This is a genomic window from Streptomyces sp. NPDC015130 (assembly GCF_043080005.1).
In the GTDB taxonomy this organism is placed as follows: Bacteria; Actinomycetota; Actinomycetes; order Streptomycetales; family Streptomycetaceae; genus Streptomyces.
Genome location: NZ_JBIBVC010000007.1, coordinates 422,940 through 447,714, shown reverse-complemented (window position 1 = coordinate 447,714; position 24,775 = coordinate 422,940). Strand labels below are relative to the sequence as shown.

The 24,775-nt window shown below is 71.0% G+C and carries 16 protein-coding genes, 1 tRNA gene and 1 pseudogene; 10 read left to right on the top strand and 8 right to left on the bottom strand.

The genetic code is table 11. From position 1 onward, the window contains the following. Positions 1 to 106 precede the first annotated feature (106 nt). Together ACF08F_RS18125 and ACF08F_RS18120 are read left to right on the top strand one after the other, a co-directional pair. Positions 107 to 2,683, top strand: a complete 2,577-nt coding sequence (locus tag ACF08F_RS18125) for a SpoIIE family protein phosphatase (protein ID WP_392299479.1) — start codon at positions 107 to 109, stop codon at positions 2,681 to 2,683. Between the two features lie 490 nt (positions 2,684 to 3,173). Then, a complete protein-coding gene (locus ACF08F_RS18120; protein ID WP_392299478.1) occupies positions 3,174 to 5,225 on the top strand; it encodes a serine/threonine protein kinase in 2,052 nt (683 codons plus the stop codon). A 21-nt stretch (positions 5,226 to 5,246) separates the two neighbouring features. Here ACF08F_RS18120 and ACF08F_RS18115 read toward each other — a convergent pair whose 3' ends face one another. The 4 genes from ACF08F_RS18115 to ACF08F_RS18100 all read right to left on the bottom strand — a co-directional run bounded on the left by ACF08F_RS18115 (position 5,247) and on the right by ACF08F_RS18100 (position 10,690). Continuing rightward, entirely contained in the window at positions 5,247 to 6,716 is a 1,470-nt protein-coding gene (locus ACF08F_RS18115; protein ID WP_392299477.1) for an ATP-dependent endonuclease, read from the bottom strand. Positions 6,717 to 6,823: 107 nt separating this feature from the next. Continuing rightward, positions 6,824 to 8,767 (bottom strand): hypothetical protein, encoded by a 1,944-nt coding sequence (locus ACF08F_RS18110; protein ID WP_392299476.1) that lies wholly within the window; start codon positions 8,765 to 8,767, stop codon positions 6,824 to 6,826. Between the two features lies 1 nt (position 8,768). Then, the gene (locus tag ACF08F_RS18105) at positions 8,769 to 9,341 is read right to left on the bottom strand and encodes a hypothetical protein (protein ID WP_392299475.1); all 573 of its coding nucleotides are present in this window, start codon (positions 9,339 to 9,341) and stop codon (positions 8,769 to 8,771) included. Beyond that, on the bottom strand, positions 9,338 to 10,690 hold the full coding sequence (locus ACF08F_RS18100; RefSeq protein ID WP_392299474.1) for a dsDNA nuclease domain-containing protein: 1,353 nt from the start codon (positions 10,688 to 10,690) through the stop codon (positions 9,338 to 9,340). Before ACF08F_RS18100 ends, ACF08F_RS18105 begins: the two co-directional genes overlap by 4 nt. 185 nt (positions 10,691 to 10,875) lie before the next feature. Here ACF08F_RS18100 and ACF08F_RS18095 point away from each other — a divergent pair. Beyond that, positions 10,876 to 12,060, top strand: a pseudogene (locus tag ACF08F_RS18095) (tyrosine-type recombinase/integrase); the annotation flags it as partial. Positions 12,061 to 12,396: 336 nt separating this feature from the next. On the opposite strand, the gene ACF08F_RS18090 reads toward ACF08F_RS18095, so the two are convergent. Further along, a tRNA-Pro gene (locus ACF08F_RS18090) sits at positions 12,397 to 12,470 on the bottom strand. Positions 12,471 to 12,523: 53 nt separating this feature from the next. Continuing rightward, positions 12,524 to 15,211, bottom strand: coding sequence for an ATP-binding protein (locus ACF08F_RS18085; protein WP_392299539.1), 2,688 nt, complete (start codon positions 15,209 to 15,211; stop codon positions 12,524 to 12,526). 211 nt (positions 15,212 to 15,422) lie between these two features. Between ACF08F_RS18085 and ACF08F_RS18080 the strand changes: the two genes are divergently transcribed. Then, on the top strand, positions 15,423 to 16,037 hold the full coding sequence (locus ACF08F_RS18080) for a DUF309 domain-containing protein (RefSeq protein WP_392299473.1): 615 nt from the start codon (positions 15,423 to 15,425) through the stop codon (positions 16,035 to 16,037). A gap of 6 nt (positions 16,038 to 16,043) precedes the next feature. On the opposite strand, the gene ACF08F_RS18075 is transcribed toward ACF08F_RS18080, so the two are convergent. Beyond that, positions 16,044 to 16,421 (bottom strand): DUF488 domain-containing protein, encoded by a 378-nt coding sequence (locus ACF08F_RS18075; protein WP_392299472.1) that lies wholly within the window; start codon positions 16,419 to 16,421, stop codon positions 16,044 to 16,046. A gap of 29 nt (positions 16,422 to 16,450) precedes the next feature. Next, on the bottom strand, positions 16,451 to 17,053 hold the full coding sequence (locus ACF08F_RS18070; protein ID WP_392299471.1) for a TetR/AcrR family transcriptional regulator: 603 nt from the start codon (positions 17,051 to 17,053) through the stop codon (positions 16,451 to 16,453). A gap of 347 nt (positions 17,054 to 17,400) precedes the next feature. Here ACF08F_RS18070 and ACF08F_RS18065 point away from each other — a divergent pair, with 347 nt between their 5' ends. The 6 genes from ACF08F_RS18065 (at position 17,401) to ACF08F_RS18040 (ending at position 24,736) form a co-directional block, all read left to right on the top strand. Beyond that, positions 17,401 to 18,123 (top strand): phosphatase PAP2 family protein, encoded by a 723-nt coding sequence (locus ACF08F_RS18065; protein WP_392299470.1) that lies wholly within the window; start codon positions 17,401 to 17,403, stop codon positions 18,121 to 18,123. Further along, positions 18,120 to 19,178 (top strand): DMT family transporter, encoded by a 1,059-nt coding sequence (locus ACF08F_RS18060; RefSeq protein ID WP_392299469.1) that lies wholly within the window; start codon positions 18,120 to 18,122, stop codon positions 19,176 to 19,178. The genes ACF08F_RS18065 and ACF08F_RS18060 overlap by 4 nt, the downstream gene beginning before the upstream one ends. A 50-nt stretch (positions 19,179 to 19,228) precedes the next feature. Further along, positions 19,229 to 20,242: an SPFH domain-containing protein gene (locus ACF08F_RS18055; RefSeq protein WP_392299468.1), complete on the top strand. Its 1,014-nt coding sequence runs from the start codon at positions 19,229 to 19,231 to the stop codon at positions 20,240 to 20,242. Then, a complete protein-coding gene (locus ACF08F_RS18050; RefSeq protein ID WP_392299467.1) occupies positions 20,239 to 21,156 on the top strand; it encodes a hypothetical protein in 918 nt (305 codons plus the stop codon). The genes ACF08F_RS18055 and ACF08F_RS18050 overlap by 4 nt, the downstream gene beginning before the upstream one ends. A gap of 318 nt (positions 21,157 to 21,474) precedes the next feature. Next, a complete protein-coding gene (locus ACF08F_RS18045; RefSeq protein WP_392299466.1) occupies positions 21,475 to 22,341 on the top strand; it encodes a GNAT family N-acetyltransferase in 867 nt (288 codons plus the stop codon). Positions 22,342 to 23,035: 694 nt separating this feature from the next. Further along, complete coding sequence (locus tag ACF08F_RS18040) at positions 23,036 to 24,736, top strand: S8 family serine peptidase (protein ID WP_392299538.1); 1,701 nt, start codon at positions 23,036 to 23,038, stop codon at positions 24,734 to 24,736. The last annotated feature ends 39 nt before the right edge of the window (positions 24,737 to 24,775 follow it).

Genomic DNA, 24,775 nt, shown 5'->3' with positions numbered 1-24,775 from the left:
CAACTGGGTTTGTGAGCCCGTCTCGTCTCTCGTGCCCGGCGTGCCGGTGCGGTCGAGCCTAGCCAGAAGATTCGGAAGCGTCGCCGGACAGGTCTTCGTCCTTCAGGTGGCGATCGTGGTGCTGCTCGCCGCCGGGGCCCTCCTGGCTCTGGTACTGCAGTCGCGGTACGACAACGACCGTGAAGCGCGCAACCGGTCGGTCTCCGTGGCTCAGACCTTCGCGAACTCCCTGGGCCTGCAGGACGCGCTGAGTTCGCCGGACCCGTCCGCGATCCTGCAGCCCGTCGCCGAGGAGACACGCAAGGACGCAGGCGTGGACTTCATCGTGGTGATGGACACGAACGGCATCCGCTACAGCCACCCCCAGCCCGACCGCATCGGCGAGCGGTTCGTCGGCACGATCGAGCCCTCGCTCGCCGGCGAGGTGTACACCGAGAGTGTGGAGGGGCCGCTCGGCAAGGAGATCCAGGCGATCGTCCCGGTCACCTCGCCCGAGGGTGAGGTCGTCGCCCTGGTCTCGGCAGGTCTGACGGTGGAGAGCGTGACCGGCGTCGCCGACCGTCAGCTTCCGGTCATCCTCATGGCCACCGCCGGCGGTCTGGCTCTGGCCACCGTCGGCACGGCGCTGATCAGCCGAAGACTGCGCCGCCAGACCCACGGGCTCGGCACGCAGGAGATGACCCGCATGTACGAGCACCACGACGCGGTGCTCCACTCCGTCCGCGAAGGGGTTCTGATCACGGACGGCGAAGGACGACTACTCCTGGCGAACGACGAGGCCGGACGGCTGCTCGGCCTGCCGGACGACGCCGAAGGGCGCCCCGTCGACGAGGTCGGCATGGATCGCCGCATGGCGGAACTGCTGCTGTCCGGCCGGGTGGCCACCGACGAGGTGCTGGAGGCCGGGGACCGGCTGCTCGTGGTCAACCAGCGGCCCACGCGCCCGAAGGGCTCGGCGGTCACCATCCGGGACTCCACCGAGATGCAGCTCCTGAGCAGCCGGGCGGAGACGGCCCGCAAGCGGCTCAAGCTGCTGTACGACGCCGGGGGCGACATCGGCAGCACCCTCGACGTGGTCCACACCGCGGAGGAACTGGCCGCCGTCGCCGTCCCCCAGTTCGCGGACTTCGTCACGGTCGACCTGGCCGACCCGGTACTGAAGGGCGACGAGCCCGGCCCGGGCGCCGACATGCGGCGCACGGCGGTCAGCGGCATCCGGTCCGATCACCCTCTGTACCCGCTCGGCTCACTGATCGACTTCCTGCCGTCCACACCGCAGGCCCGTGGCTACGGCACGGGCACGGCCGAACTCGTACCCGATCTCCACGACGCGCCGGGCTGGCACGCCCAGGACCCCCTACGGACGTCCCGGATCGTCGACTACGGCATCCACTCGCTCATCGCGGCTCCGCTGAAGGCCAGAGGCGTCGTGCTCGGGATCGTCAACTTCTGGCGGTCGCAGAAGCCGGAACCGTTCGACGAGGACGACCTGTCCCTGGCCGAGGAGCTCGTCGGCCGCGCCGCGGTCACCATGGACAACGCCCGCCGCTACACCCGCGAACACCATCTCGCCGTGACGCTCCAGCGCAGCCTGCTGCCGCGGGATCTGCCCGAGCAGAGCGCGGTGGACGTCGCGCACTTCTACCAGCCCGCCCAGTCCGGAGTGGGCGGGGACTGGTTCGACGTGCTCCCGCTGCCCGGCAGCCGCGTCGGCCTCGTCGTCGGAGACGTCGTCGGGCACGGCCTGCACGCCGCGGCCACCATGGGCCGGCTGCGCACGGCCGTGCACAACTTCTCCTCCCTGGATCTGCCGCCCGACGAACTCCTCGCCCGGCTCGACAACCTCGTCCAGCGCATGGACCAGGAGGGCGACAGCGCGCCCTCGGACGCCGGTGTCCTCGGCGCGACCTGCCTGTACGCCGTCTACGACCCGGTCTCGCAGAACTGCTCCATGGCGCGGGCGGGACACATGCCACCGCTCGTGGTCGCCCCGGACGGCACGACAACGATCGTGGAACTGCCGGCCGGCCCCCCGCTGGGGTTGGGAGGCATGCCGTTCGAGACCATGGAACTGCACCTGGCAGAAGGCAGTCAGCTCGTCCTGTACACCGACGGGCTGGTCGAGGAGCGGAGCCGGGACATTTCGGTGGGCGTGGAAGAGCTGCGCACGGCGCTGAGCCACCCCGGCCGAGACCCGCAAGCCAGCCGCCGCGCCGTACTCGACGCCCTGCTCCCCGGCCGGCCGGCCGACGACATCGCGCTGCTCATCGCCCGGACACGGACTCTGGGCCCCAGCCGGGTCGCCGAGTGGGATGTGCCGTTCGACCCGAGCGAGGTCGGCGCCATGCGCGGCCGCGCGGCCGAGCAACTCGAGGAGTGGGGCCTGCAGGAACTCGTCTTCACGACCGAGCTGATCCTCAGCGAGCTCATCACCAACGCCATCCGGTACGCCGCCGCGCCGGTGCGCGTCCGTCTGTTGCGCGATCGCACGCTGACCTGCGAGGTGTGGGACGGAAGCAGTACCGCCCCGCATCTGAGGTACGCCGCCACCACGGACGAGGGAGGCCGCGGGCTGTTCCTGGTGGCCCAGCTCAGCGAGCACTGGGGCACCCGGTACACACCGGAAGGCAAGGTCATCTGGGCCGAACAGGTCCTGCCCGCCGACGGCAGTGCCCTCTCCTAGGGCGTGTTGCGAAAGTCCCGCCTGCCCGACGGCGTCTGGTGCGTGCGATCGCAACACGCCCTAGACCGCAGGCAGCCGGTCGGCGAGGAAAACGATCGAGGGGCCGTTTCAGATCGCTCTGAAACGGCCCCTCGATCTACGACTCTTACGAGTCGGGACGACAGGATTTGAACCTGCGACCCCTTGACCCCCAGGAGTAAGGGCCAAGGGTATTTTCTGGATATAGCAGACTTAATCTGGGCGCATATCGTGCACGTGACGGCCCGTCGTGCACCATCGCGCATGCCGTGTGGTCCCCAACTGGTCCCCAACTCACGTCCGGGCACAGCCTCATGCCCCTTGGCGATCCTTGCGAGAGACAACGATGCATCGAACTGCCCCGCCCATCTGGGCAGTCTGCCGATAGCATCCCGTTCCTGGGCTGGGGACTCCATTCATGGGTGTGTGTCAGCCTCATGGCGCTCCATCGCAGAAGAGGAACGAACACCCTGTGAGCATCGCTCGCGTAGATGGGCGGGTACAGCCTGCCCGCTCCGGCGACCCGAAGCGGGTCGGTCCCTACCGGATCATCGGCCGTCTCGGCTCGGGCGGCATGGGCACCGTCCACGCCGGTCTCGATCCAGCCGGCCTCCGTATCGCTGTGAAGGTGATCCACCCCGCGCAGGCCGAGGACCCTGAGTTCCGGGCCCGCTTTCGCCGAGAAGTCCAGCTCTCCTCGCGTGTGCACGGGCCGTGCCTCATCCCGCTCCTCGCAGCAGACCCCGATGCCGAGACCCCCTGGCTGGCCACCGCCTACGCGCCCGGTCTCACCCTCGACCAGCATCTCGCGGCCCACGGAGCTCTCACCGGCGCCACCCTGTACGCCTTCGCCACCGGAACTGCCCAGGCCCTCGCCGCGATCCACACCGCCGGCGTCGTCCACCGGGATGTGAAGCCGCAGAACGTCATCCTCACCCCGGCCGGCCCCCGGGTCCTGGACTTCGGTATCGCACATGCCGCCGACGGCACCTCCGTGACCCGGACCGGCACCATGACCGGCACCCCCGGCTGGATCAGCCCCGAGCACTACCGCACCGGCACCGCCGGACCCGAGGGCGACGTGTTCGCCTGGGGCACGCTCGTCGCCTACGCCGCCACGGGGCGCCTCCCCTTCGGAACCGGAGCACCCGACGTGGTCGCCTACCGCGTCATGTCCCAGGAACCCGATCTCGACGGCCTCCCCGACGAACTGCGCGAGCCCCTGACGAAGGCGCTCGCGAAGAACCCCGCCGAGCGAATCAGCGCCGACACGGCAGCAGAGGAATGCGCGCGGTTCCTGGCCCGTCAGGCTACCCAGGTTCTCGGCGCCACCGGACCGGAGCCGACGCGGATCAGTGACCGCCTCACCGCCGCGTGGAACCTGCCCAGCATGGACGACCCCGCCTGGAGCCTTCCCGCGCCCCCGAGGCGCAAGCGCGCGCTCATGACCGCCGCCGTCACGGCAATCGCGGTCACGGCTGTCTCGGGCGGAATCGTCGCCTTCTACACCAGTGGCGACCGTGCGCATGTGACGCTTACGCCCGACCGCACCACCCCTTCGACACCCTCCACCGAGATATCCGCTCCGATCAGCGCTTCTGGAACCACGGCTTCTGGAACGCCTGCCAAAACCACGGTCGCGCCTGCGGTCGATCCGCGGACCATCAGGATCCCCAAGGATCCCCTCGCCGGGGTGGCCAATCCCGCCTACACGAGAGCCGGCGACGAGACCCAACCACACCCAGACGAGTGGAGAGCGAGCACCACCGCCGGCAGCCCCGAAGAGCGGGACGCCGAGAAGGCGATCCGGGACCGGATGACGTCCATGCTGGCTACAAAGGACATGGACTTCATGAAGCCCACTATTACGTTCAACCAGCGGGCACAGACCGTGATGGTGACCGGTGGCCCCGTCCCGCAGTTGCCCGAGAACTACCAAGAGGTGTTCCGCAGAGCCGGCGAGATGGCGGCCTGCTCCGCCCTCGCGCATCGTCTCAAGAACGACCCGGCCACGTGGCCCTACGGCCGCTTCGCCATCTACTGGAAGACATCCGATCTCGATGCAACGGCCCTCGGCTACGGCGAGGCCACTGACGGATGCATCTCAGAAACAGCCGGCCAGTGGCACGGAGACGAATCCGGCATGGCCACGGCCGAGATCCCCAGCAGCGACAAGGCGGAGATCCGCGTCGCCGACGCCACGGTCAAGGCCATCGTCACCACCTGGAACACCAACACCACCGAGACGAACGACGACCCCATCGCACTCAACGACGGCATCAGCCTCGGCTTCGACCCCATCGAAAACGCCGCCTACGTCTGGACCGACGACCCCAACAGCCGATTCACCAGCCACGCCTCCCAGTCCAACCTCAGAGGCACAGTCGAAGAGGCCGTCTGCCGCAAGCTCACGCTCGAGTTCCACAACAACAAGAGCTGGCAATACACACGCTGGGCAGTCGCCGTCTACGACGCGTACGCTGGCACACGCCAGTTCATCGGGGCAGGCACGTGCGCCCCATAAGCCTCTCGAAGGCTGCGCTGACTACCGTCGATCACCGACCTCCTTGCGGACGAAGTCAACGATCGCATCAAAGTCACCCTGCTGATGGGCAGATGCGTATGTCCGGCACGCCACGCTCACTACCGCGATCTCATCCAGCATGAGGTGCGACGCCACAGTCTTGGCATAGTCATGATGGTCGGCTACGCCGGCCAGGACCTCATCCAGGTCGATCAAGTACGGCGCGTCGGCGAAGTGGCTCTTGACCGCGGGGTGAGCAAACACCTCCTTCTCCGGAGGTTCAGTACCAGGTAGCGTCCGGACACCGTCCGTGCCGTCGTGGGGCATGTCTCCATCGCTGAGCCCAACAGCGCGTACCTTCGCGTCGCGCAACAGCATCACAGCCTTCGGAATCTCCTGACCGCCCCCGATGGTGAGGAACGAGCAGCCGGCAAGAAGGTCCGGATCGGCGGTTCGGAAGATCTCGGTGGCGAGGTGGCGCGCGAACTCGTCCTCCACACAGACCGTGATTCCACCGGGAGTGCGGCCTTCCCGCTGGAGGTGCGAGTCGATCTGATAAGTACTCAACCCGTGAGTGGCTGTCACATCTCCTGTTGGCGTGCGTCGGAGGTAGACGACTGAGTCACGGCCTAGCTGGCCGAGGATTGCGGAGCTGTGCGTAGTGATGACGATCTGGTGCCCACGACGCAAGGCCACCTCGATGAAGTATTTCGCGAGGCGGACTTGAGCGTCGCCGTGCAAGGAGGTCTCGGGCTCCTCCAGGATGATGAGGCTCTTGGGCGGCGCCGTCTCCATGGTGTTCACCATGTACAGCACTCGTCCTTCTCCTGTTCCCATGTGGTTCTCGGAGTAGCGTCGACCGCCTCGCCCGGCCATCGCGAGTGTTGCCGTCTTTTGGGTGGTCAGCACTTCGGTGAAGCCAAGGTGCTCATAGGGAACGCTCAAGATTCGCCCGACGTGGCTGGCAGCCGCCGGATCAAGCGGATTCGCCTTCCCCAGTTCCAGACTGGACCCGCCATAGATGGACAGGTCTCGCTTCTCGACCTTCGGAATGAACTGGGTGAAGCCGCGGTAATAGGTAGCCCGCTCGGGCTGCCGCTTGTAGCCAGACCACTCCTTCGCCGCCCGCGTCACGGTGACCTGTTGTACGCCCGACCCACTGTCAGCGGCATAGAGGTACTGCACCTGGGCGCCAGCAGTGAAAGGTTCGGGGTCGGCGACCGATACCGGGAAGAAGTACGCGACGTAGTAGCGATTCCAGGGGTGTCCGGACGGTTGGCGAAACGCAGCTGCCGCAAGCTGCGCGACCGTGCTCTTTCCAGTTCCGTTCAGCCCCGAGATGGCCGTTACTGGGGACTTGAACTCCAGCGTCAGGTCCGGCACACCGCGAAAGCCCTGGACTCTCATCCCCAACAGCACAGGGCCGAACGCCGGGTAGCACGCCTTCGCAAACTTCGTGCCCAACTTTCGGACCCTGTCATCATGACTCATCTACACATCATCTCAGGTGTTGACCAAGGCCATTGCCTCATCCAGTTCGAGTGAACGTTCCCTCATTGAACGCAGCGCGTAGCAGCGCCCCATGGCGATGCGGGGATTCAGCTTGGCCAGGCCTCGTCTTCGGCGCGGTGAGTGTGCTCGGGTCCCGGGTGGGCTACGCCAGGAACGAGTGGGTTGTCGTAGTCAAGTTCGATCTTGCCAAAGGCTGGGCCCGGGATCGGCGCCGAGTCATTGTCGGCGATGATCAGCTGGACCTGGGAGACGTGGGTCTCGGCAAGGGCTTGAAAGCGCTGATAGGTCCGGTGGCCTCGTGCTTGGTCGTCCAGGTTGCTCCCGGACGCCTTCCGCGGCGAGTCGATGATCAGCAATGACGGCACTCGCACGTCTGAGTGCATGATACCGAATTCCAGCAGCGAGAGGCTGTACGCGACGTTGATGCAGGTCACGATGCCCCCACCGTCGGCCTGAAGACTCTCGAACGAGACGTCGTCGACTACGGGCAGGTACGACGACGGGTCGATGGTCGCGGATTGGATCCACGGAGCAGGGCGCAGCTGCGAAATCATCGCGTTGAAGTCTAGGCTTAGGTCAGTCACAAGGGTCTGCCGCGCGGCGAGTTCGGCTGTGCGGGCCTTCCTTTCCGCAGTGGCGCGGGTCCGCTGCGCCTTGATGTCCCGGACGTCTCGTTCGATCGCATGTGCCCGCGTCCAGGCGCCCTGCAGCTGGGTCACAGCGTCGATGGCCGCTCTCAGCGAGGCTGCCCGGGCGCTAGCGTCTGCGATGGCGTCGAAGCGCGGCGCCACGAGGTCGCGGGTCTGCGCGTCGAGTTGGCGGCGCAGGCTGTGGGCGACGAAGTCGGTCTGCTGGGCTCGCTGCTGAGCGGCCTCCAGAACGCGGCTATCAGCTACGAGTACGGACTGGGCGTCCTGGAGCTGAACTTCAAGGGCCCTTCGGGTCTGTGCGATCGCGGCGGGATCGATGTCCTCGTCATGCGGGTCGTGCTGTAGACAGACCACGCAGTGGTCTGCGGGGACTGGTCGCGTGCTGAGACGCTGCATACATCGTGGGCAGACGACGAAGTCGAACGGCGACAGTTTCTCGATGGCGGTGGCGGAGCGGTCCAGTCGGGACAGGTCGAGCTCGACCTGGGCGACGACCGCGGCACGAGCCTCGACGAGCTCTTGTGCCGCAACGACTTCCTGCGCTGCCTCACGAGCGCTGTCGACTGCGGCACGCAGCTCTTGGCGGAGGATGGCGTCGGCTGCAGTGCTCTCCTCCAGCTCATGGCGCAGCGATGCAAGCGCTGCCTCGGCGCGCTGCAGCATGACCCGAAGACTGGTGAGCTCAGGGCGCAGTTGGTCCTCGGTGCGGGGATCGGTCGCGCTGAGGAAGTTCCGGACGTTCTCGTGCTCGGCGGTCTTCTTGCGAAGTTCTTCTTTCAACTGGCCTAGCTGCCGACTGAGTTCGAGAACGGTGCTGTCGGTGAGCGCAAACATCAGCTTGAAGAGCGCGGTGCGTTTGGGGTTGAACCAGGTGTCGAGGTGTCCCACGACTTCACGGTCGATGTTGCGGGCTTCCCGGTATACGTAGGCAAAGAGGTCAGTGAACGTGAGGTCGCGTGTTGTCGCTTTGCCGTCACGGCTGGCAGGGATCGTCTCGCGGGGGAAGTTGAGGGCTGCCAGAAGGTAGTCCGACAAAAGCGGCAGGTCGGGGTCGCTCTGCACGGCGAAGGTGTTGCGCGTGCTCAGAGTGTCAGGGTCCAGGACGTCGACCTGGCCGGCGCGTGCGTCGTTCACGGTCCTTTTCAGGACCACGTGTTCCCCACCGATGAAGACCTCTGCGCGGGCGGAAAGTACGTGATCCCGGACAGCCGGGGTTAGTACGGCTTTGCCACCCACCACGTGCTTGAGCAGCATAAGGAGGCTCGACTTGCCAGTACCGCTAGGGCCGCTAACGACGGTGGCCGGCCCCTCGAAACGGTATGTCTTCTCGGCGTCTGCGGTGGTGACGGTGAGGGAGCGGAAGCGCAGGTGGACTGCCATTTCAGATCTCCGTCCGCCAGGGCCTGTCGACCGCGTCCGGCAGACGGTCGTAGATGAGGGTCTTCAGCGTCGTACCTGACTTGTCGAAGTGCTGTTTGAGAAGGGTGATGCGCTTGGCGACCACGGCCCACTCGTCCGTCTCTGCCAACATGGCCGCGGCGACAGCGCCGGAGGCGGTAATTCGGAACTCGGCCCGATCGGCCCCGCTATAGGTGATCAGGTCGCGCGCAGCCAGCGATCCCAGGACGCTGTAGTAGCGGTGGTCCCAGGGGCCGTACTTGAAGCGGGTCATGCGGCTCTCGACGGACAGCCGTTCGGCGGAGGTGGGCTGGGTGCCTGGGGGCCAGGCAAGGCCATCCTCGGTCAGGAGGCGATCCAGCATGGCAGGGTAGCGAAGCAGGAAGTCGAGCTTGGCCAGCTTGGTGAGACCGTTCAGGCCCTTCTTGGCTTCGGTGAAACGGTCGATCAGCAGCAGCACACGGGCCTCGTGATAATGAGCCTCATGCTGCTCCTGCCGGCGCGCTCGGTCCCTAACTCGCGCGGCAGCAGCCAGACGGTCGCCGGCACTCGTCACGACGCCTCCTCCTCGGAGGGATCGAACACCTCGGAGAAGTAGAAGTCACAGTCGTCGCAGAGCTGGTATGCCAGGCCACGAAGGTGTCGCCCGTTTACGGGAAACGGAAGGCCAGTTCCGAGGGCATCCGGCGTCAGGTGCCGGGCCATCAGCTGGTTCATGCGCCGCCCGTAGGGTGCACTGCCGGGCGCCTCCTCTTCCGCCTGCTCGCGGCAGGCGAAGACGATGTCCAGGACCTCGAAGCTGGCGTTGGCCAGGTCGGTGGTGTCTCCCGCAAGGCCGGACCGCTGCTGGGACCAGGTGACATACCAGGCTGATCGAAGGCGTTCGGCGTGTGCAGCTTCGTCGGCCGGAATGCGGCCACGCTCCATCTTCTTGCGCAGGTTGGCCCCGCCCGGAGCGACGATCGGAAGCTGGCCGCGAGCGATGGTGGGCACTGCCGAGCTGCTGCAGACAAATGTGTCGAGGACCGTCGCCTTGGTGAGCCTACGCCGTGCGATGCGCTGCTGGATCTGCACACTGTGCAGAACCCTGGTTGGGTCGGCGATGTAGACAGCGAGTTGTCCACGGTCGCTCTCGTCGCGATTCGACTTCTCAATGCGCTCGACCAGTGCACGGTAGGTCGCTTCGACATCCACATGGTCGCGCTGCAGTCTCGCGATCGCGGGTATCAGCAAACTCTGGAGGTTGACGTCCGTGATGTGCCGACGGGACGGCAGTTCATCGTCAATGTGGAGTGCCGCGAGGAAGAGCCTCACCAAGTCAGTGAAGCCTGCCGGGATGGCGATGTCGGCGAGATTAGCTTGAGGTACTTCGGGGATAGTGGCGTAGGCCTGCTTCCAGCGAACCCGCAGGAGGTGGCGGGCGACGGTGTCTGCCATGGCATCCACCCCAGCGGTGACCTGCGGGTCGCGCCCACACATGGCCTTCAGGGTGGTGGCGCCAAGCTTGCCCGTGGTGAGGCCAGCGTTCGTGGCGAGGCGAAGGCGGACATTGCTCCGGCCGTCACAGGCCCGCCACCTATCGAAGAGGTGCGCCAGTCCGCCATCCTTGCACAGGTCTGCCACATTCCAGGGATTGCGTCGCTTTCCACGGTGCTTCACCGATACGAGTTCGACGAATCCATCCGCGTAGGAGACCACGAAGTCTTCATGCCATTCGCAGACCACCGACTCGACGGAGTCCTCCGTGAGCAGCACGACACACATCTGAGCGGCAACCTCTGCCTGATAGCGGTAGTTCCCCAGGGTGTCCGATCCGCTGTCCTCGTGGGGCGCCAGGCGGAAGATTGGATGGACGAATCCTTCGTCGGACTCATCGCTCTCTGCTGCCTCAGCCTCATCCGCCATTGCACTCCCCCCACCCACCGCTGGAGGTACGGCCCTAGAGCCGACGGTGGAAGATCACCACAAGTACCACAACCTCCAAGCAGTCCGTAACCATTCGATCACAGTCAATTCGCGGATCGCACTGCCCGACTGAGGCCACCCGGTGATTCTCCGCAGTGCGAGGAGGCGACCCTTGGCGCACAGACATGGGAAATTCGCTGGTCACGGCCTCTCTGACCGGCGTGGTGGTCGCGCGTGGTCGCAGGATGAAGGTGTCGGAGCTCTCCCGCCTCGTGGAGGCGATCGCCATGCGTACCAGCACCGGCCGAGGCCGTGTCTACCGTCGCTGTGGCTGCCGGGACACCCACCGTCACCAGATCGGTGCCCGCTGTCCACATCTGCTCGCCGACAGCACTCACGGGACCTGGGGTTTCGCCGTCGACATCCCTGCCTCAGACCGTCACCGGACGACGGTGCGGCGGGGCGGCTTCGCCAGCCAGGACTCGGCCGAAGAGGCCTTGCGGCGGTTCCTCGAGGGTGAGGCCGGCGGGTTCGATGCGGACCCGAACCAGACTGTCGCCGCCTACATGGACGCGTGGCTGGCGGCGAAGGCGCTGGTGCTGAAGCCGACGACGATGGCCCGGTACCGCGACTACGTCCGCAATGATCTCGTCCCCGCGTTCGGCACCCTCAAGCTCGACCAGCTCGCCCACCGCCACATCTCGGCCTTCGTCACCGGCCAGCTCGCCGCCGGCCGCGGCCGCACCACCCTGTATCGGTGCCTGGCCACCCTCTCCAGCGCGCTCGGCGACGCCGTCCGCCAGCGCCGTCTCCCCCACAACCCGGCCTCTCCCCCGGCCCTGCGCCGACCGCCGTCGCCGGAGCGGCGGATCTGGACCGCAGAGGAGGCGGCCCGCTTCCTCACCCACTGCCACGAGGCCGACCCGGAGATGGCTGACCTGTTCGAGGTCCTCATCGGCACCGGCATGCGCAAAGGCGAAGCCCTCGGACTGCACTGGGACGACGTCCACCTGGGCGAGGGCGTGCTCTACATCCGCTGCACGCTCTCCGCCATCGACAACAACCGCCTGGTCATCACGACACCGAAGACCCGGTCGAGCAGAGGCTGGATCGCCATCTCACCCCGCGTCGCCACAGCCCTCCGCCGCCGGGCACGCTCAGCATCCCAGACCCGCGGCGACCCCAACGACCCGTTCGCGGGGCTGGTCTTCTGCCGACCCGACGGCCGCCCGCTCGGCCCGCATCTGGTACTCGACCGGCTCCACGGACTCTCCGAGGAAGTCGGTGTCCCCCGGGTCACCGTCCACGACCTGCGGCATCTCGCCGCCACCATCACCATCACCGCCGGCGTCCCGCTCACCGTGGTCTCCAAGACGCTGCGGCACTCCACCCTGTCGATGACTGCGAACCTCTACAGCCACCTCACCCAACAGGCCGCGCACCAGGCCGTCGACACCATCGACCACACCCTCACCGCGGCCGCACGAGCCGCTGGCCCGACCCGACCGGCATGGCTGCGACCACCACGCGACCACCTCCACCGCCTCCGCGAAGCCCTCGGCCGGTTCCGCTCCCCCGCACCGTCCGCCTCCAGCCGCCTGGCGAACCAGCCCCGGCTCAGGCGTGCGACCACCACGCCACGGGACGCACGAAAGGCCGCCCTCTCATGGATGAGAGAACGGCCTCCGACCTGCGTTTCCGCACAGTCGGGACGACAGGATTTGAACCTGCGACCCCTTGACCCCCAGTCAAGTGCGCTACCAAGCTGCGCCACGTCCCGATGCTCGTCGTCCGCGGGTTTTCCCCGCGTCGGCGTGCAGGAGAAACACTACCTCACTCCGGAGGGTGGGCTGACGCACGGGCTGTCACCGCTGTCGCGGCGAGGGCGTCTGCGCCGCAGGTGGCGGCCAGGGCGGCGGCTCGGGCGAAAGCGGAGGGGGAACCGGTGGCCCGCGCGAGGTCGTGGTGGGCCAGGGCCTCCTCGTAGCGGGACGGGGAGGCGGTGAGGTGGGCGACGGCTCGGGTGAGGAGCTCGCGGGCCTCCGGCGGGTCCGCGAGGACGGCGGCGCAGCGCAGGGCCTCGCCGAGGGCCGTGGGGGTGCCGAGGCGTTCGGCGTGGGTCAGGGCCTCGGCGGCGATCCCGGCGGCGCGGTGCGGGTCGACGGGGGCGAGGGCCCTCGCGAGGTCGAAGGGCCAGGGGGCCCAGACGACGTGGTGGCGCCCTCGGGCGGTCAGCGCCTCGGCGGCCTCTTCGAGGGTGCGTACGGCTTCGTCGGTGCGGCCTTCCGCGAGCAGCAGCCGGCCGAGGACGCTGGGGCCGTCGGGCAGCACGATCGCGCCCGGCCAGGGCGGGCCGAAGGCGTGCCGGTCGGCCACGCTCCGTGCCTCGGCGGTACGGCCGCGGGCGAGGAGGGTGTCGACGAGGAGGCAGGCGGTGTCCCAGTGGACGGGGAGGCCCTCGCCGACCCGGTCGGCGAGGCGCAGCGCCTCCTCCAGGTGGTGCTGGGCGCGGGGCAGGTCGCCGCGGCGCCGGTGCACCAGCCCGAGGAGGGCATGGGCGAAGGCGAGGTGCGCGCCGCTCCAGCCGGAGATCTCGAAGGCCCGGACCGCCTCGGTGAAGAGGACCTCGGCCCGGTCGGGCCGGTCGGCGAAGACGTACGCGATGCCGGTGAGTGCGGGGATCTCGAAGCCCCAGGTGGGGTCCGTCCAGCCGAGGCCGCGGGCCGGCCGGCCGTCGACGAGCGCGCGGTCGCAGAGGCGTACGACCTCGTCGGCGGGTTCGCCGCGGAGCATCGCGTCGAAGCCCCGGACGGCGACGAGCGCCCGCTCGGAGTTGTCGGCGCCGGTGAAGGCCGCGGTGAGCTCGGCGAGGTGGCGGGAGCGGTCAGGGCCGTCGTCCTCCGTGGCCTGGAACCCCTCGTACATGAAGTGGGCCGCCTGCAGGCGGCGCCGGCCGGTGCCCGGCGGGGTGCGGGCCGCCTCGGCGGCGACGGCCCGGGCCGCGTCCTGGAGCTGGTTGTTGTGGGCGAGGGCCTGGGCGAGCCGGTAGGTCGCGTCGGTGCGCAGGGTGTCGTCCAGGCCGGGCAGGTCGAGTGCGGAGCGCAGGTGCAGGACGGTCGCGGCCGGTGCCGTGAGGAGGGAGGCGCAGCCGAGTTCGTACAGGACCCTGGCGTACGTGGCGGGGCCCGGCGGCTCGGCGAGGGCCCGTTCCAGGCAGCGGCGGGCCGCGTCGGGGGCGCCGACGGCCAGGTGCTCGACGGCGGCCGCCCTCAGCCGGTCGACGACGTCCTCGTCGTCGTCCGGGTGGACTTCGAGGAGGTGGCGGGAGGCCGCCGCCGGCCCGTGGCCCGCCTCGGTGAGCGCCCAGGCCGCGCGCCCGTGCAGGGCGGTGCGGACGCCCGTCGGCACCGAGCCGTAGACGGCGCTGGCGATGAGCGGGTGCGCGAACTCCAGGGGGCCGGCGAGGGGGTTCCGTGTGGTCGGCGCGGCGACGATCCTGGCCCGGCGGAGCCGTTCCGTGTGGTCGGCGAGCTCCCGCGCGTCCAGGCCCGTGAGCTGGGCGAGGAGGTCCGGGGTGCTGTCCGCGCCGAGGACGGCGACCGACCAGGCGAGGCGGGTCGGCCCGCTGCCGAGGGCTTCGAGGCGGGCGACGAGGCCGCCGCCGCGGGCGCCCGCGGCGAGGCCCCGGAGGAGGCCCGCCGTGCCCGCGACGGGTTCGAGCGTCCGGTCGCGGACCTTGGCGAGGAGTTCGACCGTCTCGTACGGGTTGCCCGCGGTCACCGTCCACAGCTCCTGGCAGAACGGCTCGTCCGCGTGGTCGCCGAGGGTCTCGCGGGCCAGCTCGGCGGTGGCCTCACGGGTGAGGGCGCACAGGCCGAGCGTGAGGAGGGCACGGTCCGTCAGTGCGGTCAGGGGGGCCGTGCCGTCGGGTTCGTCCGGCCCGTCGGGGAGTCGCCTCGGCAGCGGGCGGTGGGCCAGGACGACGAGGACCGGCAGGCCGTGGTCCTTCCGTGTGTGCGCGAAGGCGTCGAGCCAGGCCAGGGTCTCGGCGTCGGCCCAGTGCGCGTCGTCCACGAGCAGGACGGGCGGCCTGTCCTTCAGGCCGTCCGCGAGGCGGTCGAGGAGCCGGACCAGTCCGTCCCGTACGCCCTGCGGGTCGGCGGGCGCGGCGGACGGCGCGGGCGGCGGGGCGAGGCCGAGGGCCGGGGCCACGAGGTCGAAGTGCTCGCCGAAGAGCCGCCGGACGTCCTCGGAGCCGTAGCCGTCCAGGGCGGGCTGGAGGAGCTGGCGGGTGAGGTGGAAGGGGACCTGGGTGAGGGTCTCGCCGCCGCGTGCCGTCAGGACCGTGCACCGGTCCCGGGCCGCGCGGTGGATCTCGGCGAGGAGCGACGTCTTGCCGACCCCCGGGTCGCCGCGGAGGACGAGGACGGCGCCCCGGGCGGGTCCGCCGCCCGTGGCCCCGGCGACGAGTGCGTCGACGGCGTGCCGGGCCGCGGCGAGCTCCGGACCGCGTTCGAGCAGTGCGCCCCGCTCCGGCCGCGCGAGGGCGGTGAACGAGCCCGACGGCCCTGCGGGCTGCGGTTGTTCGGGTTCCGACGGCACCGGTGACTCACTCCCCCACAAGAGCTACGGTCACGACGCGGCCCGCCTGGTCGGGCGACCGCACGGCCCCGGGAAGCGCCGGACCGACGAGCCTACCGCCCCTGATCGTCCCGGGGGTGACAATGGGCGGGTGGATCGGACGAGCAGGGATCGCGACGAGGAGGGCCGGGCGCGGAGCGCACGCCCGCGTGACGGGCTCGGGCGCCCCCTGCCGTACGGGGCGGAGGGCGTGCCCCGGCAGCCCGAGGGTGTCGTGCGCGCCCCCGCCGAGACGGTGCGCGAGGCGCAGCGGCTCCTCGACGCCGGGATGCCCTTCCACGCCCACGAGGTCTTCGAGGACGCCTGGAAGTCCGGCCCGGCGGAGGAGCGTGACCTGTGGCAGGGGCTCGCGCAGCTCGCGGTCGGCCTGACGCACGCGGCACGCGGCAACCGGGAGGGCGGGGCGCGGCTGCTGCGGAGGGGCGCCGACCGGCTCACGAGCCGTTCGTGGGAGCGGACTTCGGGAGCGTACGAGATGCCGGATCCGGACTCGTACGAGACGTCGACGCACGAGACACGGGACCGAGGTGCGCACGGCGAGGTCCCGGTCCCGAGCCCCGACCAGGGCCCGCGGGCGACCCCGTACGGGATCGATGTCCGCGGACTCGTCGCGTGGGCGCGGGAGTTGGCCGAGCGCGCCGAGGCGTCCCGTACCGAGGTCGACGCCGCGGCGGAGGCGCCGCGCCTGCGCGGTCCGGGCGTCTGAGGTCCGCTACTTCCCTGCCCGCCGGGCGAGTTCGCGCTCCAGTACGGAGGTGTGGCTGGCCGAGGGGTCCTTGGCCGCCGTGAGCAGGGTGACGGTCTCGCGGGCGGCCGTCTCCCCGAGCCGGTCGAGGGCCGCGGCGGCGTCGGGGGCGGCGAGCTCGGCCTCGTACCGCCGGCAGAACTCCGCGTACTCCCCCTCGGGCCCGTGGTACCAGCGGCGCAGTTCGGTGGAGGGCGTCAGTGCCTTGGGCCACTCGTCGATCCGGGCGTCCGTCTTGGCGAGCCCGCGGGGCCAGAGCCGGTCGACGAGGACGCGCACCCCGTCGTCGGGCGACGGGGTCTCGTAGATCCGGCGGACGTGGACGTGGGGGTTGCTCGGAGGCATGCCTCCAGGGTGCCGGACGGACCGGCGGGTCACCTCCCGGCGCGCAGCGCCGGAAGGAGGACGGCGTCCACGAAGCCGCTCATGGCCGAGGTCTCGGCGAACCGCTCCTCGAAGATCCGCTCGATGCGGAGCATGCCCAGGAAGCAGGGGGCGACGAAGGCGATCGCGGGGTTGTCGGCGGCGACCTCGCCGCGCTCGACCGCGCGGGCGACGACCTCGTCGATGGCCGCGACCTCGGGCGCGATGACGGTCTCGCGGAGCGCGGCGCGCAGGTCGGGGTGCTGGACGAAGGCCTGGGCGACGGCCTCCATGAGCTCGGCGTCGCGCTCGTGGTGGGAGGCGGCGATGCGGGCGGCCTCGCGCAGGTCCCCGGCGAGGGAGCCGGTGTCGATTCCGGTGAAGACGGTGCAGCGGCGCTGGGCGAGGGCGGCGGTGACGAGCTGGGGTTTCGTGCCCCACTGGCGGTAGAGCGTGGCCTTGCCGCACTTGGTGCGGGCCGCGACGCCCTCCATGGTCACGGAGTCGTAGCCGCCCTCCCTGAGGAGGCGGATCACCGCGTCGTAGAGCTCGGTCTCACGCTCGGGCGTGATCTTGCTGCGACGGGCTGCGGCGGTCGCGGCCTGTGTCGACATCGAATCCTCCCGGACTCCTCTTTCCCTGCACATACGAGAGTAGGGGGTGCACAATCGAGACGCAAACGTATCGAGACGCTTGCGTCTCGATGAATTCGGATCTAGGCTCACTCCGTTTGCTGCCGGTTTTGACGGATAAGAGGGGCCGCGCGATGGCTGCCGGGATACGCGGGACACGAGGACGACGTCCTCCAGGACCGGGGACGACGGCTACCCCCGGCCCCGACGAGCCCGAAGGCCGAGAGGACGCCGGGGACCGAGAGGACGCCGAAGGCCGCGAGGGCTCCGGAGGCCGTGAGCGCCAGGGCGGCGGGGCGGTCGCGAGACCCCCGGTCCTGCGTGAGTTCGTGCTCGTCACCACGCTCTTCCTCGTCTACAAGTTCGGCCGCCTCGTCGCCAACGGCCACGAGGCCCGCGCCTTCCGCAACGCGGACCTCGTCTGGGACGCCGAGCGCGCGCTCCACCTCCCCGGCGAGGGAGCCGTCCAGCAGCTGCTCATGCACGGCGAGCCCCTGATCCGGGCCGCCAACACCTACTACGCGGCCGTGCACTTCCCCGCCACCATCGCCTTCCTCGGCTGGCTGTACTGGCGCCGCCCCGCCCACTACCTGTGGGCGCGCCGCGTCCTCGCGCTCCTGACCGGCGCCGCGCTCGCCCTGCACCTGCTGGTGCCGCTCGCCCCGCCGCGCATGCTCGCCGCCACCGGCCTCGTCGACACCGCGCGGGTCTACGGCCCTTCCGTGTACGGGGCCACTCCCGAGGCGGACTCGATGGCGAACCAGTTCGCCGCCATGCCGTCGCTGCACTTCGGCTGGGCCCTGATGGTCGCCGTCGGCCTGATCGCCGCCACGCGTTCCCGGTGGCGGGTCCTCTGGCTGCTGCACCCGCTGCTCACCCTGCTCGTCGTCGTCGGCACCGCCAACCACTACTGGCTCGACGCGCTGGCCGCCGCCGCGCTCCTCGGTCTCGCGCTGCTCGCGGTCAGGGCCCCGGGTGACGGTGGGACGGCGCCGCCGGCCCTGCCCCGGCAGCGTGGAACGGCCGCACTCCCGGCGGGAGTCCCGCGATGAGCCCCGTCGCCGGCACCGTCCTCGCGGTGCTGCTCTCCCTCGCCTCCGCCGCCGGGTACGCGCTCGCCGCCGTCGCCCAGGCACGCCTCGCCGCCTCCCCCGCCCCGGACGGGCGCGGGGCGCTCCGCGCGCTCCTCGCCCGCGGGCAGTGGTGGTGGGCGGTCGGGCTGAACGCCGCCGGAGCCCTCGCCCATGTGGCCGCCCTGCACTACGGGCCGCTGACCCTGGTCCAGCCGCTCGGCGCGCTGACGCTCGTCGCGGCCCTGCCGCTGGGCGCGTACTGCGCGCGCCGGCGCGTGACCCGGACCGAGTGGCGCGGGGCGCTGCTGACCCTGGCCGGGCTCGTCGGCCTGGTCGCCATGACGGGACCGGCGGAGCCGGGCGAGGCCCTCAGCCTGCGCGAGGCCCTGATCGTCGCCGCGGCGACGGCCCTTCTGATCGCCGCGCTGGCCTCGGGCCGGCTGTCCCACGGGCGCACCGGCGAGCGCGGGACCGGTGGCGAGGGCGGCGGGCGGGGCCGTGGGCTCGGGCACGCGACGGCCTCCGGCATCGCGTCCGGCGTCGGCTCGGCCCTCACGCAGACGCTGACGGCGGCGCTCGCGCTCGAACCGCCCGGCCGGGAACCCGTCTGGTGGCAGGCCGCGCTGCTCGCGGTCCTCATCTCGGGCTTCGCCGTGGGCGGGCTCCTGCTCTCGCAGGCGGCCTACCGGGGCGGGCTCGCCGCGCCGCTCGCCGTCGTCAACCTCTCCAACCCGGCGGCCGCCGCGGTCATCGGGGTGGCCCTGCTCGGCGAGACCTTCCGGGCGGGCGCCTGGGGCTGGCCTGTCGCGGCCGCGGCGTCGCTGGTCGCGGCGCGGGGCGTGGTGCTCCTGACGAAGGGCGGGGCGCCCGCCCCCGAGACACCCGCCGCCTCCCCCTCCACGGTCGTGGCGGGATCCCTGCCGGTGCCACCCGTGTCACCGACCCAGCGCACCGAACTCCCCGCGCCGCCCCCCTCCCCTCTGCCGTCACCCCTCCCGTCACCCCTTCCCGAGTCCTCACTTACGTCACATTGACGAAAAGCCGGAGAACCCCCTATCGTCATCATGACGACAAGGGGGTCTCCATGGCTGACATCACCCGGCGGTCCGGCTGGCGCCATCTGCGCTCCGCGCCCACCGCCCACATCCGCCACCAGCGCCGCGGACAGCTCGTGCACGACGGCGAAGGGCTGAGCTTCTGGTTCCGTCCGCGCAGCGCCGCCCTCTCCGAAGTACCCGTGAACGACCGCGAGCTGGCGATGGCCTTCCACGCCCGCACGGCCGACTTCCAGGACGTGAGCGTGCAGTCCACCGTCACGTACCGGATCGGCGACCCGGGCGCGGCGGCCACCCGGCTCGACTTCTCGATCGACCCCGACACCGGCGCCTGGCGCGGTACGCCGCTGGAGCAGATCGCCACCCTCCTCACCGAGACCGCCCAGCAGCACGCCCTCGACGTCCTCGCCCGCACCACGCTCGCGGCGGCGCTCGTCGACGGGGTGGCGGCCGTGCGCGACCGGATCTCGACGGGCCTCGCGGACGAACCGCGCCTGCCGGACACCGGTATCGAGCTGGTCGCGGTCCGGGTGGTGGCGATCCGCCCCGAGCCGGAGGTGGAGCGCGCCCTGCGCACGCCCGCCCGCGAGCAGATCCAGCAGGAGGCGGACCGCGCCACCTACGAGCGCCGTGCCGTGGCGGTCGAGCGCGAGCGCGCCATCGCCGAGAACGAGCTGGCCAGCAAGATCGAGCTGGCCCGCCAGGAGGAGCGGCTCGTCGAGCAGCGCGGCACCAACGCGCGGCGCGAGGCCGAGGAGAGCGCCGCCGCCGACGCCGTACGGGCCGAGGCCGAGGCCGTACGGAAGGTGCGGCTCGCGCAGGCCGAGGCCGAGGCGGCGCGCGTGGTCGGCGAGGCGCGCGCGGGCGCGCAGTCGGCCTGGCTGCGGGCGCACGGGGAGGCGGATCCGGCGACGCTGCACGCCCTGGCCGTGACCCGGGCCGCGGAGAACCTGCCGCGCATCGAGAACCTGACGCTCTCCCCGGACGTGCTGACCGGGCTCCTCGCGAAGCTGGGCGGCGGCGAGGGCGGGGCCCGGCCGTGAGCCTCGCGCCGCGCGCGGTCCTGGTGCACCGGACCACGGAGTACGAGGAGCTGCTCGCCCGGCACGGCACGCACGGCCAGGCCGCGTTCTTCCTCTCCGCGCGCGGCCGTTCGGTCGAGGCGGTACGGGAGCGGCACGAGCGCGTCCACCGGGCGCTCGCCGAAGTGGCGGGCGCGGTCCCGCTGTCGTGGCGGCAGACCCGGGTGGAACGCGCCGATCTGGACCGGTTTCTCTTCGGGCTCGAGGACGTGGTCGTCGTGGTCGGCCAGGACGGTCTCGTCGCCAACGCGGCGAAGTACCTGACGGGCCAGCCGGTCGTCGGCATCGACGCGGACCCGGGCCGCAACGCCGGCGTCCTGGTACGGCACCGCCCGGCGCAGGCACGGCGGCTGCTGCCGTACGCGGTGGGGGCGGGGGCCGCCGTCGACGAGCTGACGATGGTGGAGGCGGTGACCGACGACGCGCAGCGGCTCCTCGCGCTGAACGAGATCTACGTCGGCCCGCCCGGCCACCAGACCGCGCGCTACACCCTGGGGATCGACGCCCCGAAGAGCCCGCCGCACCAGGTGCCCGAGCCTGAGCCGCAGGCCTCGTCGGGTGTCCTGGTCGGCACCGGGACCGGGGCGACGGGCTGGCTGCGCTCCCTGTGGGAGCAGCGGTCCAGCGCGCTCGCCCTGCCCGCGCCGGCCGACCCCCGGCTCGCCTGGTTCGTCCGCGAGGCCTGGCCGTCGCCGACGACCGGGACCAGCCGCGTCGAGGGCCTCCTCGACGCGGGCCAGGGCCTGCGCCTCACCGTCGAGTCGGACCGTCTGGTGGCCTTCGGGGACGGCGTCGAGTCGGACGCCCTGCACCTGACGTGGGGCCAGACGGTCCGCCTCGCGGCCGCCGAGGCCAGGCTCCGGCTGGTGGGCTGAGCGGGCGCGGCGCGGAGGACCGCGGAGGCGGTCGGTCCGTCAACCCGCCGTCCCGGGCATCACTCCCGGGCCGGTGGCGCGGCCGGTGCGGGCGCACGGAGGGCTCGCGGCCGGATTCGATCGGCGTGTGCCGGAGCAGCCGCGCGGCGGCACTATGCTCGCCCCGCCCTCACCCGTCCCCGGCTCCTCGCCCGCCCGCACCCTCGCCCGCTCCGCACCCGTCCCCGGCTCCTCTCCCCGGCTCCTCCCTCACCCGTCCCCGGCTCCTCTCTCGCCCGCTCCGGCGCTCGCCCGGCACCCGCTGTCCGAAGGAATCCCATGGCCCCCGCCTCCTCCGGTTCGTTGTCCGTCGCCCCCGCCACGCCCGAGGACTGGGCGCTCGTGTGCTCCTGGGCGGCCGACGAGGGGTGGAACCCCGGGCGCTCCGACGTCCCCGCCTTCTTCGCGCAGGATCCGGGCGGGTTCTTCCTCGGTCGCGTCGACGGGGAACCGGTATCCGCCATCTCGGTCGTCAACTACAGCGACGCGTACGCCTTCCTCGGCTTCTATCTCGTCCGCCCCGAACACCGCGGCCTCGGCCACGGCCTGGCCACCTGGCGGGCCGCCCTCGCCCACGCCGGCGACCGGTCCGTCGGGCTCGACGGGGTGCCGGCGCAGCAGGACAACTACCGGCGCTCCGGCTTCGGCGCGGCGTACCGCACGGCGCGGTTCGTGGGCGAGGTCCCGGCGCCCGACCGCCCGGTGACCGGAGTGGTGCCCGCCGAGAGGGTCGCCCCGGCCGCCCTCGCCGCGTACGACAGCGCCTGCCACCACGCCGACCGGCCGCGCTTCCTCTCCCGCTGGCTCACCACCCCCGGCCACCGGGCGCTGGTCCGGCTCGTCGACGGCCGGCCCGCCGGGTACGGGGTCGTCCGCCCCGCGCAGGACGAGGCGCGCGTCGGGCCGCTGTTCGCCGACACCCCCGCGGACGCGGCGGCCCTGCTGGACGCGCTCGCCGCGGAGGCGCGGGACTTCGGCTCGGCGCGGATCGCCGTCGACATGCCGGAGTCGAACCCGGCGGCGGCGCGCCTGGCACTGGAGCGGGGTCTTGAGCCGACGTTCGAGACGGCCCGGATGTACACGGGGCCGGTCCGGCCGGTGGCGCGGGAGCGGGTCTTCGGCGTCACGACGCTCGAACTCGGCTGAGGCCTCAAGGCCCGCTCGGCTCCCGCTCGTCTGCCCGTCCTCCCCCGCTCTCCCCCTGTCGCGAGGGCCGCCCCTAGGGGTGGATCCGAGGGGTGGATCCAAGGGTTCGCAGACCCTCCCCGGCCCACTCCGGTCCCCGCCGGCCGGCGCTGACGGCGCGTCCCCGCGAGGGGTCCGCACCCGCCGCGACCAGCGGAAACGCCGTATCGCGGCGGGCTCTGCGCGCGGTCGCCGTGCGCCCGCCCCCACCGGTCCCCCGTCTCCCTCTCCTCGACCCCCCGCGGCCCCGTGAGGGGTGACAAGGGTTTTCCCCGTATCGGGTTCACTCTCCCGTTCCCTACTGTCCTCCGCACCGGCAGATATCATCCCCCGAACGCACTCTGACAGGTGCATGCGGAGGGTGGCATCCGCCGGGGACGGCCTTGACCCGGGCCGTCGCGCCGGTGGCGGCGCACGGGCTCCCCAAGCCCAGGGACCGACGGACAGCGACCCCACTTCGCACCGTGTGTCCCGCGCCGCCGCCACTGCTCCGCAGTTACGTCGTACTCGAAAGGGCCACACCTTGAACGGTTCCAGGCGGAGAGTCATATCCGTGGTCGCGAGCGCCGCGATCCTCGGCGCCGCTGCCACCACCGGGGCGTTCGCCGCCGCCCCGGGCGCTGCCACCCCGAAGCCGGCCCCGGCTTCGCAGACGATGCGGGCGCTGCCGAGCGCCCCGGTCGACAAGGTCATCGTCACCTACAAGAGCCAGGCCGCCGAGGCCGGTTCCAACACCGCCGCGAAGAGCGACACGGCCGAGAAGGCCGCGAAGACGGGCGAGAAGCTCTCCTTCGAGCGCCGCCTCGCCGGCGGTGGCGCCCTGGTCGACCTGGGCGACAGCGCCACCAAGCAGGACGTGACGGAGGTCATGGACGCGTTCCGCGCCGACCCGTCCGTCGCTTCGGTCGAGCCCGACATCCGCGCCTACGCGATGGCCGCCACGCCGAACGACACCGACTACGCCAAGCAGTGGGACCTCTTCGAGCCCACCGGCGGCATGAACGTTCCCCCCGCCTGGGACAAGACCACGGGCTCCGGCGTCACCGTCGCCGTCATCGACACCGGCTACGCCGCCCACTCGGACCTGGCGACCAACATCGTCTCCGGTTACGACTTCATCTCCACGTCCGCCGACGCCCGCGACGGCAACGGCCGCGACGCGGACCCGAAGGACGAGGGCGACTGGAACGCCACGGACGGCGAGTGCGGCACCGGCTCGCGCGCCTCCAACTCCTCCTGGCACGGCACCCACGTGGCCGGCACCATCGGCGCCGTCACGAACAACACCAAGGGCATCGCGGGCATCGCGTACAACGCGAAGATCCAGCCCGTGCGCGTGCTCGGCAAGTGCGGCGGCTCGTCCTCCGACATCGCCGACGCCATCACCTGGGCCTCTGGCGGCAGCGTGCCGGGCGTCCCGGCCAACGCGAACCCGGCGAAGGTCATCAACCTCAGCCTGGGCGGCGCCAGCGCCTCCTGCCCGAGCGTCTACCAGACGGCCATCAACGGCGCCGTCTCGCGCGGCACCACCGTCGTCGTCGCCGCGGGCAACAGCAACGCCAACGCCTCCGGCTTCACCCCCGCGAACTGCTCGAACGTCATCAACGTGGCGTCGACCAGCCGTGAGGGCAACCGGTCGTACTACTCGAACTTCGGCACCAACATCGACGTGTCCGCGCCCGGTGGCGAGACCCGTCGCGCCACCGACACGCCCGGCACCGTCACCACCCCCGAGAACGGCATCTTCTCCACGCTGAACTCGGGCACGACGACCCAGTCGGCCGAGAACTACAAGCCCTACCAGGGCACCTCGATGGCCGCGCCGCACATCGCCGGCCTCGCCGCGCTGCTCAAGTCGGCCAAGAGCACCCTCACCCCGGCCGAGATCGAGTCCGCGATCAAGACCAACGCCCGCCCGCTGCCCGGCACCTGCACCGGCGGCTGCGGCACCGGCATCGCCGACACCGCGAAGACCGTGGACGCCGTCACCGGCACCACCACTCCGCCGACCGGCACCGTCTTCACGAACGCGAACAACGTCACGATCTCGGACAACGCCACCGTGTCGTCCTCGATCGCCGTCACCGGCCGCACCGGCAACGCCCCCGCCGCCCTCAAGGTCGGCGTGGACATCAAGCACACCTGGCGCGGGGACCTGGTCATCGACCTGGTCGCCCCCGACGGCACGGTGCGCAACCTGAAGGCGTCCTCGTCCTCGGACAGCGCCGACAACGTCGTGACGACCTACACGGTCGACGCGTCGAGCGAGGTCGCGAACGGCACCTGGAAGCTTCAGGTCCGCGATGTGGCCTCGGGTGACACCGGCTACATCGACTCGTGGAACCTCACCTTCTGATGTAGCGCGGATCCCCTTCCGAACCACCCCCCACATCAG

What these genes read in the sequence shown, in the direction of transcription:
- ACF08F_RS18055 (WP_392299468.1), top strand. Translation starts at nt 19,229, where the DNA reads ATGGCTGACATCACCCGGCGGTCCGGCTGGCGCCATCTGCGCTCCGCG.
- ACF08F_RS18060 (WP_392299469.1), top strand. Translation starts at nt 18,120, where the DNA reads ATGAGCCCCGTCGCCGGCACCGTCCTCGCGGTGCTGCTCTCCCTCGCC.
- ACF08F_RS18115 (WP_392299477.1), bottom strand. Translation starts at nt 6,716, where the DNA reads ATGAGTCATGATGACAGGGTCCGAAAGTTGGGCACGAAGTTTGCGAAG.
- ACF08F_RS18075 (WP_392299472.1), bottom strand. Translation starts at nt 16,421, where the DNA reads ATGCCTCCGAGCAACCCCCACGTCCACGTCCGCCGGATCTACGAGACC.
- ACF08F_RS18045 (WP_392299466.1), top strand. Translation starts at nt 21,475, where the DNA reads ATGGCCCCCGCCTCCTCCGGTTCGTTGTCCGTCGCCCCCGCCACGCCC.
- ACF08F_RS18040 (WP_392299538.1), top strand. Translation starts at nt 23,036, where the DNA reads ATGCGGGCGCTGCCGAGCGCCCCGGTCGACAAGGTCATCGTCACCTAC.
- ACF08F_RS18110 (WP_392299476.1), bottom strand. Translation starts at nt 8,767, where the DNA reads ATGGCAGTCCACCTGCGCTTCCGCTCCCTCACCGTCACCACCGCAGAC.
- ACF08F_RS18070 (WP_392299471.1), bottom strand. Translation starts at nt 17,053, where the DNA reads ATGTCGACACAGGCCGCGACCGCCGCAGCCCGTCGCAGCAAGATCACG.
- ACF08F_RS18100 (WP_392299474.1), bottom strand. Translation starts at nt 10,690, where the DNA reads ATGGCGGATGAGGCTGAGGCAGCAGAGAGCGATGAGTCCGACGAAGGA.